General features: G+C 47.8%; 14 protein-coding genes and 1 riboswitch. Of the genes, 13 read left to right on the forward strand and 1 reads right to left on the reverse strand.

The features are described 5' to 3' along the window. Nucleotides 1–49: 49 nt before the first annotated feature. From C7R91_RS20685 to C7R91_RS20730, 10 genes are all read left to right on the forward strand, one after another. Entirely contained in the window at nt 50–337 is a 288-nt protein-coding gene (locus tag C7R91_RS20685) for a hypothetical protein (RefSeq protein ID WP_047071041.1), read from the forward strand. 140 nt (nt 338–477) lie between these two features. Next, nucleotides 478–795, forward strand: a complete 318-nt coding sequence (gene trxA / locus C7R91_RS20690; protein WP_047071042.1) for a thioredoxin — start codon at nt 478–480, stop codon at nt 793–795. 185 nt (nt 796–980) lie between these two features. Further along, complete coding sequence (locus tag C7R91_RS20695) at nt 981–2,168, forward strand: ABC transporter substrate-binding protein (protein ID WP_047071044.1); 1,188 nt, start codon at nt 981–983, stop codon at nt 2,166–2,168. Nucleotides 2,169–2,325: 157 nt separating this feature from the next. Then, a complete protein-coding gene (locus C7R91_RS20700) occupies nt 2,326–3,192 on the forward strand; it encodes a branched-chain amino acid ABC transporter permease (RefSeq protein ID WP_047071046.1) in 867 nt (288 codons plus the stop codon). A gap of 5 nt (nt 3,193–3,197) precedes the next feature. Further along, nucleotides 3,198–4,169: a branched-chain amino acid ABC transporter permease gene (locus tag C7R91_RS20705; RefSeq protein ID WP_047071048.1), complete on the forward strand. Its 972-nt coding sequence runs from the start codon at nt 3,198–3,200 to the stop codon at nt 4,167–4,169. Between the two features lies 1 nt (nt 4,170). Beyond that, nucleotides 4,171–4,932 carry an ABC transporter ATP-binding protein gene (locus tag C7R91_RS20710; RefSeq protein WP_047071050.1) on the forward strand — a complete coding sequence of 254 codons (762 nt, stop codon included), beginning with the start codon at nt 4,171–4,173 and terminating at the stop codon, nt 4,930–4,932. Between the two features lies 1 nt (nt 4,933). After that, nucleotides 4,934–5,647 carry an ABC transporter ATP-binding protein gene (locus tag C7R91_RS20715; RefSeq protein WP_047071052.1) on the forward strand — a complete coding sequence of 238 codons (714 nt, stop codon included), beginning with the start codon at nt 4,934–4,936 and terminating at the stop codon, nt 5,645–5,647. Nucleotides 5,648–5,773: 126 nt separating this feature from the next. Next, nucleotides 5,774–6,025, forward strand: coding sequence for a DUF2164 domain-containing protein (locus C7R91_RS20720; protein ID WP_047071054.1), 252 nt, complete (start codon nt 5,774–5,776; stop codon nt 6,023–6,025). A gap of 38 nt (nt 6,026–6,063) precedes the next feature. Continuing rightward, on the forward strand, nt 6,064–7,845 hold the full coding sequence (gene uvrC / locus C7R91_RS20725) for an excinuclease ABC subunit UvrC (RefSeq protein WP_047071056.1): 1,782 nt from the start codon (nt 6,064–6,066) through the stop codon (nt 7,843–7,845). 102 nt (nt 7,846–7,947) lie between these two features. Next, a riboswitch (Lysine riboswitch) is annotated at nt 7,948–8,135 on the forward strand. 231 nt (nt 8,136–8,366) lie between these two features. Continuing rightward, nucleotides 8,367–9,608: an aspartate kinase gene (locus tag C7R91_RS20730; protein WP_047071058.1), complete on the forward strand. Its 1,242-nt coding sequence runs from the start codon at nt 8,367–8,369 to the stop codon at nt 9,606–9,608. A gap of 49 nt (nt 9,609–9,657) precedes the next feature. Here the strand turns inward: C7R91_RS20730 and C7R91_RS20735 are convergent, their stop codons facing one another. Further along, on the reverse strand, nt 9,658–10,110 hold the full coding sequence (locus C7R91_RS20735) for a YslB family protein (RefSeq protein ID WP_047071061.1): 453 nt from the start codon (nt 10,108–10,110) through the stop codon (nt 9,658–9,660). A gap of 428 nt (nt 10,111–10,538) precedes the next feature. Here C7R91_RS20735 and C7R91_RS20740 point away from each other — a divergent pair, with 428 nt between their 5' ends. The 3 genes from C7R91_RS20740 to sdhB are packed head-to-tail and all read left to right on the forward strand — an operon-like array spanning nt 10,539 to nt 13,692. Beyond that, the gene (locus tag C7R91_RS20740) at nt 10,539–11,150 is read left to right on the forward strand and encodes a succinate dehydrogenase cytochrome b558 subunit (RefSeq protein ID WP_047071063.1); all 612 of its coding nucleotides are present in this window, start codon (nt 10,539–10,541) and stop codon (nt 11,148–11,150) included. 19 nt (nt 11,151–11,169) lie between these two features. Next, nucleotides 11,170–12,924, forward strand: a complete 1,755-nt coding sequence (gene sdhA / locus C7R91_RS20745; protein ID WP_047071065.1) for a succinate dehydrogenase flavoprotein subunit — start codon at nt 11,170–11,172, stop codon at nt 12,922–12,924. Between the two features lie 18 nt (nt 12,925–12,942). After that, on the forward strand, nt 12,943–13,692 hold the full coding sequence (sdhB, locus tag C7R91_RS20750; RefSeq protein WP_047071067.1) for a succinate dehydrogenase iron-sulfur subunit: 750 nt from the start codon (nt 12,943–12,945) through the stop codon (nt 13,690–13,692). Nucleotides 13,693–13,846 lie beyond the last annotated feature (154 nt).

Here is a 13,846-nt window from a genome sequence, read left to right on the forward strand (position 1 = left end):
TTATGCTTTCCTTGCTTGGTATAATAGGTGATAAGGAGAGGTGATCGGGATGAGCGAGGAGCTTTTGCAACAACTGATACACATGGTGGCGGAGAATAACCGGTTGGTTAAAGAAACGCAGGGGGAGATACGCGAGTTTAAGAAAGAAATGCATGATTTTCGGGAAGAAATGTATGCGTTCCGTGATGAAATGTACGAATTCCGCGATGACGCTACGCGCCGATTAGACAGATTGGAACGCCAAAATAAACATATCGATGCAGACCTTGATCTGCTGCATCGGAAGGTTAGTGACCACGAACGGGAGATTAACCGGCTCAAACAAGTCGGGCAATAAGGTGCGGCTAGACTGGACAGACTATAGTGAGAAGTGCAGGGCAAAGTGTGGAGCGGCGTAGTCAATTTGTTGTTTGAATGATATACTGATAACCGTTAGGAACCTTTATTTAGTAATTGAAATTCAAGGAGGTAACTTCTATGGCAATTGTAAATGCTACCGACCAAAACTTTTCCCAGGAAGTAGAGCAAGGCGGTACGGTCCTGGTTGACTTCTGGGCTCCATGGTGCGGCCCTTGCAAAATGATCGCTCCTGTACTGGAGCAAATCGACGGTGAAGTGGGCTCCCAGCTCAAAATCGTCAAAGTAAACGTGGATGACAACCCAGATTCTGCTGGTCGTTTTGGCGTAATGTCCATCCCAACCCTGATCGTATTCAAAGACGGTCAACCAGTTGACAAAATAATCGGCTTCCAACCAAAAGAAGCGCTTATGGCAACTGTAGGGAAACATCTGTAAGAGCAATGCAATGACTGAAGCGGCATAGCAATGTGCCGCTTTTTTATTATGTTTGAATACTGGAATTCTGAGCGATCGTTTGTCAAAAAATTAAGTTTACTTGAACGAAAATAATTGCGTTTTTAGAATACTTTGATTAAACTTCATATATTCAATTTATTTCGAAAATAGAGGGGGCTTTTCTAATGAAGGGATTTCATTTGATGCGCTCGCTGGCGGCGATCTCGCTAGGGGCGGTATTGATGGTCGGATGTTCGAGCGGAGGAAATACAGCTGCTCCTGCAGCAGGAGAAGGTGGCTCTGGACAAGCAGCTAGCGCCGACGGACAAGAGATTCAAGCAAAAATCGGTGTCGTTGGTTTCCTTTCTGGATCTGGTGCAGCTTATGGAGAAGCGCAAAAAGCGGGATTGGAGCTGGCATTGGGCGAGTTGAATGAAGCGAACAAAGGCAAGCTCAAGATCGAACTGAAATTTGAAGACTCCGCCGGAGAAAAAGAAGGCGCGATTAATGCGGTAAATAAACTGATTAATCAGGATAATGTCGTGGCTATTATCGGACCGACACTTTCGGGAGAAATGTTTGCTGCGGGACCAGTTGCAAACGAGGCAGAGACTCCGATTTTTGGTATCTCCAACACGTCAGAAGGAATCAATGATATCGGGGAGTACGTGTTCCGCAATTCGTTGCCTGAATCCATTGCGATCCCGACAGCTATGAAAGCAGCGGTGGAGAAAAATGGGTTGAAAAAAGTGGCACTCATCCATGCATCCAACGATGATTTCTCCGTGAATGGCTATAAGGTCATGAAAGCAACCGCTGAAAAGCTGGGCTTGGAGATTACCGGTGAAGCAACTTTTGCAAATGGCGATGTAGACTTTTCAGCACAATTGACCAAGCTGAAGCAAACAAACCCAGACGCTTTGTTTGTGTCCGCTTTGTACAAAGAGGGCTCCATGGTTGTGAAAAAAGCGCGTGAGTTGGGCTTTGCAGGGACCATTCTTGGTGGAAATGGCTTTAATAATCCGAAAGTTTTTGAAATTGCAGGTCCAGCTGCTGAAGGCTTGATCGTTGCGACTCCATTCAGCCCTGAAAAGAAAGATGATAAAGTACAAGCCTTCGTAAAAGCATTCGAAGCCAAATACAACAAAAAGCCTGACCAGTTCGCTGCCCAAGCATACGATTCGCTGTACATCATGTCGCAGTCGCTGATTGCCGCAGGAAAAGCAGATCGCGAAGAGTTACGCGGACAATTGGCTCAGCTGAAAGACTTCACAGGTGTATCCGGCAAACTGTCTTTTGACGAGAAACGCAATCCGATTGGTGATGCGGTAGTCGTTGTCGCAAAAGAAGGCAAATTCGTCCCGTTTGAATAGGATCGAGCCCGGGGGTCGCTCCGGGCTTCTTTTTCTATCCGTTATTCTGTTATCTCGCTGGATCAGAAAGTACCAGATCATGTTCTTCGCTTGCTGATCCAGCGAGAATAACTCAATCATCGTTGGATGTTAACCACTTAACAGTGAGGTGAGGCATTTGTTTTGGCAGCAATTAGTGAACGGTTTGACAGTTGGTAGCACTTATTCATTGATCGCATTGGGCTATACGCTCATTTTTGGTGTCTTGGGAATCATTAATATGGCACACGGCCAAATTTTTATTTTTGGATCACTGGTTGGCTTAGTATTGATGACCAGTCTGAATATGCCTTTAGGGGTAGCGCTGATCGTAGCGGTCGTCATATCAGCCATTTTGGGTCTTGTGCTGGAGTATACAGCGCTTCGGCCACTTCGCAAAAAAAATGTTCCCCATTTGGCATCCTTGATCAGTACGATTGGATTTGCCATTTTAATGGAGGAAGCTATGCACAAGTTTTTCGGTGCTGACTCCCGTGCGTTTCCGCAATCCTTTGGGGACACCACTTTTGATCTGGGCATCATTCAAATTCGCAGTGTCGATCTCGTTATTTTGGGGATTTCTGTGTTGCTGATGTTCGTCCTGCATTTTTGGATTCAAAAAACGAAAATGGGAAAAGCCATTCGTGCGACGGCAGAAAATACAGATACCGCAAATATTTTGGGGATTAACACAAATATGGTCATTGTGGTGACCGTTATGCTTGCTTCGGCATTGGGAGGTGTCGCCGGCATATTGATCGGGATGGCGTACTCCGCTCTCATTCCGACGATGGGGATGACGCTTGGCTTCAAAGGTTTGGCCGTCTTGATTTTAGGCGGTGTAGGCAGTATTCCTGGAGCTATGGTGTGCGGCGTAATGCTTGGGATTATCGAGGTGTTTACCGTCGCGTACGGAGACTCTTCGTATCGGGACGCGGTTGCATTTGGCTTGATCATTCTCATTTTGCTTTTGAAGCCGGAAGGACTATTTGGACGCAAAGCGTAAGGGAGGTGCAGACATTGGACATTCTCAATCCATATAACTTACAAGTACTGACTTTTATCTTGTTAAACAGTATTTTGGCGATCAGTATTTACATTACGCTCTCGACGGGCCAGCTTTCCTTGGGACATGCGGGCTTTATGAGCATTGGTGCTTTTACAGCAAGTATTTTGACGAAGCAAGCGGACATGCCGCTGTTTATCGCCATCATAATCGGAGGACTGGTCGCAGGGCTGATTGCACTGTTGATCGGTGCTCCGACATTGAAGCTCCATGGCCTGTACCTGGCAATTGCTACGCTTGGCTTTGGTGAAGTGATTCGGGTTATTTTTCTCAATATGGAGATGACAAATGGCGCTCTTGGACTGACCGGACTTCAATCGATTGGCAATTACTTGTACGATTTTGAAAAAGCAATGGGGTTAAAAGCACAAACCTTTGGCATTTCGGTCATGCAAATGAAGTCATTATCGACCTTTGTGTTTATGCTGCTCCTGTTTGCCTTCGTTCTTTTCCTGACGCTGCGTCTGAACCGTTCACGTCTGGGGCGCGCTTTTGAAGCGATCAAAGCAGATGAAACGGCGGCACGAGCGATGGGATTGCAAGTCAATTATTATAAGATGCTTGCTTTTGTCATCGGATCAATTTTGGCTGGTGTATGTGGAGGATTGTTCGCCCACATCACGACGACCATTACGCCAGATGATTTTAACTACCATAAAGTAGTCGAAATTTTGTCCTATGCCGTTATTGGCGGCAGTGAAGTGGTTTGGGGGCCGCTATTCGGTGCCTTGGTTTTGACAGCACTGCCGGAGGTGCTGCGTGGTTTGGCCGAGTACAAAATGCTCATGTACGGTTTGATCATGGTCGGTGTAATGGCATTCCGTCCGCATGGCTTGATCGGTGCTGATACGTTCCAAAAGCTGTTCAAGCGTCGTCGGGGCAAGTCAGCGGACAAGGAAGCGAAGGGGGGAGTATAGGATGTTGCTGGAACTTGCGAACGTAGGAAAAAGCTTTGGCGGCATCACCGCTCTTCGTGACGTTTCTTTTACTGTCGGAGAGGGCGAAATTGTCGGCTTGATTGGTCCGAATGGTGCGGGGAAAACGACCATTTTCAATATGGCAACAGGCATATTTGAACCAACGACGGGTACTTTTTCTTTTGCCGGACAAAAACTAAACGGAATGGCGCCTAACAAAATTACCGAAATGGGGATTGCAAGGACGTTCCAAAATATTCGCTTATTCGGTCACATGAGTGCGCTGGACAACGTGAAGGTAGGATGTCATTCGCGCATGAAGGCAGGCTTCTGGGCTTCCCTTTTGAAAACACCGGGACAACGTGCGGAAGAAAAGGCGGTTACCAAAAAAGCAGAGGAGCTCCTCGAATTCGTAGGCTTGTCTGATATTGCTGATGTGCGCTCGGATACATTGGCTTACGGTCAACAACGGCGTCTGGAGATTGCACGAGCACTGGCAACTGAGCCAAAGCTTTTGCTTTTGGACGAGCCTGCTGCTGGAATGATCGAGACCGAGACGAAATCACTCATGGAGCTGGTTAAAAAAATTCGCGATGACGGGACGACTGTCCTGTTGGTCGAACACGATATGGGATTGGTCATGAACCTGTGTGAAAAGGTCGTATGTATCAACTTTGGGGTCAAAATTGCTGACGGCACCCCGGCAGAGGTACAAAACAATCCAGATGTGATTGAAGCCTACCTCGGCAAGGAGGACGAATAAGATGCTGAATATACAAAACTTGACGACCTCCTACGGTCAAATCAAGGCGATTCGTGGGATAACGCTGGAAGTGCCTGAGGGCAAAATCGTCTCGCTGATCGGGGCGAACGGAGCGGGCAAAACCACAACGATGCGTACGATCGCAGGTCAACTGAAGCCTGAAGCAGGGACGATTACGTTTTGTGGTCAACGCATAGAGGGTTCGAGACCCCATCAGATCGTGAAAGCCGGACTGGCGTTGGTTCCAGAAGGGCGTGCGATCCTCGGGAAGATGACCGTTCTGGAAAACCTGGAAATGGGTGCATTCCAACGCAACGATGCACAAGGCATCAAGGACGACATGGAAAAGATGATGATCTGGTTCCCCATTCTCAAGGAGCGTCTTGCTCAATTGGGAGGGACGATGTCTGGCGGTCAGCAGCAAATGCTAGCCATTGCTCGTGCATTGATGTCTCGCCCGAAGCTGCTGCTTTTGGACGAGCCGTCGATGGGCTTGGCTCCCATCGTGGTGGCAGACATTTTCAAGGTGATCAAAGAAATCAATGCAGAAGGTACGACCGTCCTTATCGTGGAGCAAAATGTCAAACAGGCCCTCAAAATCGCTGATTACGGGTATGTGCTGGAGGCAGGGCAAATCGTATTGGACGGCACAGGAGAAGCGTTATTAAACGACGAGCGTGTAAAAGAGGCATACTTGGGCGGTCGCAAGCACTAGGTCTGACTATAAAAAACTGTCGCCATGGAATGAGGCGGCAGTTTTTTTCGTATTCATTCCGTGGTACTATGAAGGGTAGAACGTATATTCTCTTATCATGCGAAAAAGGGAAGGAAGCCGGATACGATGCCAACCAAATTGACGAGAGAGCAAATGGAATATCTTGTTCATCAAGTACAGCGTTATTTTAAAGAAGAACGGTCAGAGACACTCGGCAATTTGGAGACGGAAGAGTTGATTGCCTTTTTTTCAAAAGAGCTTGGTCCCTTCTATTACAATCAAGGGGTGCAAGACAGCCGCAAGCTTCTGACGGAACGAATGAGTTCCTTAGAAGATGAACTGTATGTATTGGAAAAACCAATTCACAAGAACAAATAGATGAAAGACAGATATAGAACAAAGAGGAGGGAGCAGCCATGAACAGCTCCTTAAAAGATAAACTGGCCGTCCTGCCAGATAAGCCAGGCTGCTACCTGATGAAAAATGCGAGCGGGGAAATCATTTACGTAGGAAAAGCCAAGGTGCTAAAAAACCGCGTCCGCTCATATTTTACAGGCAGTCATAACGGGAAGACGCAGCTGTTGGTCAGTGAGATCGTGGATTTTGAGTACATTGTCGTATCCTCAGCGATTGAGGCACTGATCCTCGAGTGCAACCTGATCAAGGAGCACGACCCGCGATACAATGTCATGCTCCGCGACGACAAGACGTATCCGTACATCAAAATTACGAATGAGGCGCAGCCACGACTGGAGATTACCCGTAAGGTATTGAAAGATAAAGCCAAGTATTTCGGGCCATACCCGAATGCCGGAGACGCCTCCGAGGTGAAGAAGCTGCTGGATCGCCTCTATCCGTTGCGCAAATGCCGCAATATGCCCAAGCAGGTTTGTCTTTACTACCATTTGGGACAATGTCTTGCGCCATGTGTGTACGAGGTATCGGCAGAGGAAAATCAGCGTTTGGTGGATCAAATCAGCCGGTTCCTCGATGGTGGCCATGAGGAAATGAAGCAGACCCTCACGGAAAAAATGCTCCAAGCCGCAGAAAACATGGAATTCGAACGAGCCAAGGAATATCGCGATCAGATCAAGAGCATCGAAGCGGTGATGGAGAAACAGAAGATCACGTTCACCGATACGGTAGACCGCGACATTATTGGGTTTGCTGTGGAAAAAGGCTGGATGTGCATTCAGGTGTTCTATATGCGAAAAGGGAAGATGATCGAACGTCAAACGACTTCCTTTCCATACTATGGCAGCGAAACCGAAGACTTCATGTCTTATGTGAGCCAGTTCTACTACGACAAGCAAAATGCACTGCCAAAAGAAATTTTGCTCCCGCAAGAGAGTGAACCGGAGCTTTTGAGTGAATGGCTGGGCATCAAGGTCCATGCGCCGAAAAGAGGCAAAAAGCATGAGCTCGTAAAGATGGCTTCCGAGAACGCCCGCATTGCTTTGCAGGAGAAGTTCGCGCTGATGTCCAAGGACGATGCTCGTACGGTCCAAGCGGTGCACAATCTTGGTCACATTTTAGGGATTCCGGTTCCGCATCGAATTGAAGCGTTTGACAACTCCAACATTCAGGGAACAGAGCCTGTGTCTGCGATGATTGTCTTTACAGACGGGCGCCCTGATAAAAAGGAATACCGCAAATTCAAGATCAAGACCGTAGAGGGACCAGATGATTACGGCTCCATGCGCGAAGTTGTTCGCCGTCGTTACTCTCGCCTGCTAAAAGAAAACCAGTCCATGCCCGACCTGATTGTAATCGATGGTGGAAAAGGCCAAATCAGTGCGGCTATGGACGTTCTGGAAAACGAGCTGGGTCTCTATATTCCCGTCTGTGGACTCGCGAAGGACGAGAAGCACCGCACAGCTCAGCTCATGTATGGAGATCCGCCAGAGCCTGTGAATCTTAGACGTGACAGCTACGAATTTTATTTGTTGCAGCGCATCCAAGACGAGGTCCACCGTTTTGTTATTACGTTCCACAGACAATCCCGGACCAAAACGATGCTCTCGTCGCAGTTGGATGAGATCCCAGGTATCGGTGAAAAGCGGCGCAAGCTGTTGTTCTCTCATTTTGGCTCGTTGAAAAAAATGCGTGAGGCGACCGTCGAGGACTTCCGCCAATTAGGGATCGGCGACAAGCTGGCAAAAGAAATAATCGGGCATCTGCGCAAGCTGGACACATAGAAAATGTAACTTTTGAAACAACCTCTAAAAAGGAATTGATCCATTTTTAGACTCATGATATAATCCGATTCAAACAGAATAGTTAGCCTCACTTCCATTATGGAGTGAGGTAGAGGCGCGAAAACCAAGAGTACCACCCTGAGATCGGGTATCTGTGAAGGGGACGGGAAAGGGGAATTCGCCGAAGTGTGGAGGGAAACCCGCTTTTCTCCATGCTGGGTCTGCGTTGAACAAATGCAGGACTGTCATCTGCACAATGACCAATTGTCAGATGGAGAGCTATCTCACGGTGTGTCAATGTGAGTTTTGATGGTGTTTACTGTCAATCTTCGTTGTCCGCGTGTATTGGGAGGGAGGAACCGGTATGTCGAAACAGTAGGCAGCGGCAGGTCTTATTCCTTGTCGGTGCCTTTTTTGTAAAATAAAAATGCAAGACTTTTCCTTATAGAGAGAATAGTGAAAAACCATACAATAAGAGATAAATACCAACATTGGATATGAGAAAAAGGGAGAGAAGCCGCATGGGGTTGATCGTGCAAAAATACGGAGGCACCTCTGTAGGTACCATTGAGCGAATTTTACGAGTTGCTGATCGAATTATCAGCTACAAAGAAGAAGGGCATGATGTGGTAGTCGTTGTTTCTGCAATGGGCAAATCTACTGACGTGTTGGTAGACATGGCCAAGCAGATTAGCGCATACCCATCTGAGCGTGAAATGGATATGCTGCTGACCACGGGGGAGCAGGTATCGATCGCGCTTTTGTCGATGGCCTTGCATACCAAAGGCTACGATGCCATTTCTCTTACGGGCTGGCAGGCTGGAATCACTACGGAGGCGATTCACGGAAGAGCACGGATCAAGCAGATTGATCCAGAGCGGATTCAATCTGAGCTCGGCCGTGGTCGTGTGGTCATCGTGGCAGGATTCCAAGGGATCAGTGACGAAGGTGAAATTACAACGCTCGGCCGCGGTGGATCGGATACATCTGCGGTTACACTCGCAGCGAGCTTGAACGCTGAGAAATGCGAAATCTTTACGGACGTGTCCGGAGTGTACACAGCTGATCCGCGAGTGGTTCCAGCTGCAAGCAAGCTGGATACAATCTCGTATGATGAGATGCTGGAGCTGGCGAACCTCGGTGCAGGGGTTCTTCATCCTAGGTCAGTAGAGGCTGCGAAAAAATATAAAGTAAGGCTGGTCGTCCGCTCCAGCTTTACTGCCGAAGATGGTACGTACGTTGAGGAGGTTGCCAACATGGAAACAGGAAGAGTAGTAAGTGGAGTTGCACACGATGAAGATGTAGCCAAAATCACGGTTGTCGGCATGCCTGCCAGGGTCGGGACGCTCTCCCGTCTGTTCAATACGCTGGCGGACAATCAGGTGAACGTCGATATTATTATTCAAAGCTCTTATGATGCTACTGTTACGAATATTTCTTTTACCGTTGCAGCGGATGACCTGAAAAAAGCACTGGATACGCTGGACAGAAACAAAAACGAGCTGGGCTTTGAAAAAGTCGATTTCGAGGAAGATTTGACCAAAGTATCCATTGTCGGCTCTGGAATGATCAACAATCCAGGGGTAGCTGCCGAAATGTTCCGCGTTCTGGCAGAAAAAGAAATTTCTATTAAAATGGTATCTACGTCTGATATCAAGGTCTCCTGCGTCATTCCAGCAGCCTTGACGGAGCTGGCTGTTCGCAGTCTTCATTCGGCATATGGTCTGGATGTTGAGGAAACCGCGGTTGTGCACGGAGTATAAAAGATGGATGCTCCCTCTCCCTTTATAATAGGTAGAGGGGGCATTTTGTTCATGAAGCTACTTGTACAGAGATGCGTATGTCGGAAGAGCTTTCCATTTCGATTTTGCTGAACGCTTCTCTTTCTTTCCACTGCTCAATCATACCAGCGATGATCCCGGCTTCAAAGGAAAGACTGCATCCTAGTCTTTCTATAGACTGATAGCTAAAAATGGAATGAGTAAGTGAATAGACGATCGTTTGATTGGTCTCCTCCACGACGTCGAGCTGGCCTAACCCGAGCCGAATAAAAGGCATAATCGGGCCTGTTGCAGAGTGAATGGGGATTTGGCGGCCCATATTTTTTCCTATCCAATAGAGAATATGGTTTTCACTGTCGCCTAGCAGGGTACTAGTCAGCGTTTCGCGTAGAAGATGATAGCCAAGGTAGGGCATATTTATTCTTTCCGCATAGGGAATGGTCTCTGGCGGCAACAGTGCTGCAAGCTGATCCTTCTCTTTCATATGTGCTTCCCTCCTGTCTGTACTAGATTATGAGGAGGGACTCGCATTCATGACATCGTAATAGAAAAAATAGCTGGACTAAACAAAGTTATTCTATCAATGTATTTAGTACATTGATTGTCTTGACGCTCTGTGTCGACAAGAGTACAATTGGATTTGGTCAAAGTTTTGCCCAACTTTTTCTCGTATTTTGACACATTCCGACAAATTCATTTGATCTAGTGAACGCAGTCTTTTTGTGAACAGCGCCAAGATGCTGTACATAAAATGATCGTGGCGGTTTTGCTATGTCTAATGGGTGAGGCAATGGGTTAGGATATTGGGGAAAGGTCTATCAAAACGGTCGAAGCCGTTTTGGACCGCTTGCGGTGACGCTTGACGTTTTTCACAGAATTGAGAGTTACATACATTGAAAGGGGGACCATTGTATGGCGAAAGGCCATAGCTTTCTCAGTCACAAGCTCCACTCACTTCTTGGTTTGTTTCCGATCGGGCTCTTCCTGCTGTTTCACTTGACAGCCAACTACCAAGCGACCCGTGGAGCCGAAGCTTTTAATCAAACAGTTGGTTTGATTGAAAATGTTCCATTCGTATTGGTGCTTGAATTTGTTTTTATCTACCTCCCGATCCTGTTTCACGCTGTTTACGGTCTCTACATTGCGTTCCAAGCGAAGCAAAACGTAGGGAACTTCGGCTACTTCCGAAACCAAATGTTCTTGTGGCAACGTGTTACAGGAGTCATTACCCTCATTTTTATCGTTTGGCACGTTTGGGAAACCCGTATCCAAAAAGCATTGGGTGCACATGTGGATTATGACATGATGGCAAACATTTTGAGCAGTCCTGCAATGATCGTATTCTACACAATCGGGATTATTAGTACGACTTTCCACTTCTCCAACGGACTGTGGTCGTTCCTGGTTCACTGGGGAATTACAGTTGGGCCGCGTTCCCAGCGCATTGCAACATTCCTGACTTTGGGCGTATTCGTAGTTGTAACCTTCATCGGCTTGCGTGCGATGTCGGCTTTCATTTTGTAGGGATAGGGGGACAAAACTCATGGCAAAAGGTAAACTGATCATTGTCGGTGGAGGTTTGGCCGGCTTGATGGCTACCATCAAAGCAGCAGAAAAAGGCGTTCCCGTTCAGCTGTTCTCCCTGGTTCCGGTAAAACGTTCCCACTCTGTCTGTGCGCAGGGCGGTATTAACGGTGCGGTAAATACCAAAGGGGAAGGCGACTCCACATGGGAGCACTTCGACGATACAGTATATGGCGGAGACTTCTTGGCAAACCAACCGCCAGTTAAAGCAATGTGTGATGCAGCACCTGGCATCATCTATATGTTGGACCGTATGGGCGTTATGTTTAACCGTACGCCAGAAGGTCTGTTGGACTTCCGTCGTTTCGGGGGAACCAAGCATCACCGTACCGCTTTTGCGGGTGCGACAACTGGACAACAGCTCTTGTACGCATTGGACGAACAAGTACGCCGTTATGAAGCTGAAGGTCTGGTAACCAAGTACGAATATTGGGATTTCCTCGGAGCCGTTTTGGACGATACAGGAACCTGTCGCGGGATTACTGCACAAAACATGCGTTCCGGTGAAATTCAATCCTTCCGTGCGGATGCCGTTATTTTGGCAACAGGCGGACCTGGTATCATCTTCGGTAAATCGACGAACTCGATTATCAATACAGGTACAGCAGCGTCTGCGGCGTATCAACAAGGGGTTATCTACTCCAATGGTGAGATGATCCAAATTCACCCAACGGCAATCCCTGGCGACGACAAGCTGCGTCTGATGTCCGAGTCTGCTCGTGGTGAGGGTGGCCGTGTATGGACGTACAGAGACGGTAAGCCTTGGTACTTCCTGGAAGATAAATACCCTGCATACGGAAACCTGGTTCCGCGTGACATCGCGACTCGTGAAATCTTCTCCGTTTGCGTAGATATGAAGCTGGGTATCAACGGCGAAAACATGGTATACCTCGACCTGTCCCACAAAGATCCAAAAGAACTGGATGTAAAATTGGGCGGTATTATCGAGATTTACGAAAAATTCGTTGGGGATGACCCACGTAAAGTTCCAATGAAGATTTTCCCTGCGGTTCACTACTCCATGGGCGGTATGTGGGTAGACTACAACCAAATGACCAATATCCCTGGTTTGTTTGCAGCAGGTGAGTGCGATTACTCTCAGCACGGTGCAAACCGTTTGGGTGCGAACTCCCTCTTGTCGGCGATCTATGGCGGTATGGTAGCAGGTCCAAAAGCGATCGAGTACATCAAAGGCTTGAACAAATCCTCTGATGACCTGTCTTCCACGCTCTACGACGGCTTCACAAGCAAAGAGCAAGCGAAATACGACAGCATCCTGAAAATGGACGGAACAGAAAATGCTTACCTGATCCACAAGGAACTGGGTGAGTGGATGACTGACAACGTAACGGTAGTTCGTTACAACGACCGTCTGCAAAAAACGGATGATAAGATCGTAGAACTGATGGAACGCTACAAAAAGATCAACATCAACGATACGAATAAATGGAGCAACTCCGGTGCGGCGTTTACCCGTCATCTGTGGAACATGCTCGTACTGTCCCGCGCGATCACAATCGGTGCGCTCAAGCGCGACGAGAGCCGCGGTGCTCACTACAAGCCTGAATTCCCTGAGCGTGATGACGAGAACTTCATGAAGACGACAATGGCGAAGTACAATGCTGAAACGACTGCGCCTGAAATCTACTATGAAGACATCGACGTATCCCTGATTGCACCACGTAAACGTGACTATACGTCTGACAAGAAATAAGAGAGGAGGAAACTGATCATGGCAGAAAAATTGATTCATTTGATTATCACTCGTCAAGATAGCCCTGACAGCACTCCGTACAAGGAAGAGTTCAAAATCCCTTACCGTCCTGGTATGAACGTGATCAGTGCTTTGATGGAGATTCAACGTAATCCACTCAACGCACAAGGTCAAAAAACGTCTCCAGTAAACTGGGAATCGAACTGCTTGGAAGAAGTATGCGGTGCGTGCTCGATGGTTATTAACGGAAGACCGCGTCAAGCGTGCTCGGCACTGGTAGATAAACTGGAACAGCCGATTCGTCTTGAGCCAATGAGCACCTTCCCTGTACAGCGTGACTTGTCGATTGACCGCAGCCGCATGTTCGATGCGCTGAAACGCGTAAAAGCGTGGATTCCAATCGATGGTACGCATGATCTGGGACCAGGTCCTCGCATGCCTGAAGTGGAGCGTCAATGGGCGTACGAGCTTTCGAAGTGCATGACGTGCGGTGTTTGCTTGGAAGCTTGCCCGAACGTGAATGCGAAGTCTGACTTCATCGGTCCGTTCGCAATTTCGCAGGTCCGTCTGTTCAACCAGCATCCAACGGGTATGATGAACAAGCATGAGCGTCTGGAAGCTCTGATGGAAGATGGCGGTATCGGTGATTGCGGTAACTCGCAAAACTGCGTACAAGCATGTCCAAAAGGTATTCCGCTGACAACCTCGATCGCTCACATGAACAAAGAAACAACCAAACATGCAGTGAAGAAGTTCTTCTTCTCCTAATTGTTTGCAATAGAAAAGGCGTGCACCGGTTGATCCGGAATGCACGCCTTTTTTCAGTTTAGGAAAGGTACATGTCGCTGTAGTGGAGAGAAAAATATTTCCAGTCTAAGCTCCAGGCTCCGTCCTGCTGGGGGATAAGACTGTCCGCTCCGAA

The sequence above is a fragment of the Brevibacillus formosus genome, assembly GCF_003013405.1.
Taxonomy (GTDB): Bacteria; Bacillota; Bacilli; order Brevibacillales; family Brevibacillaceae; genus Brevibacillus; species Brevibacillus formosus.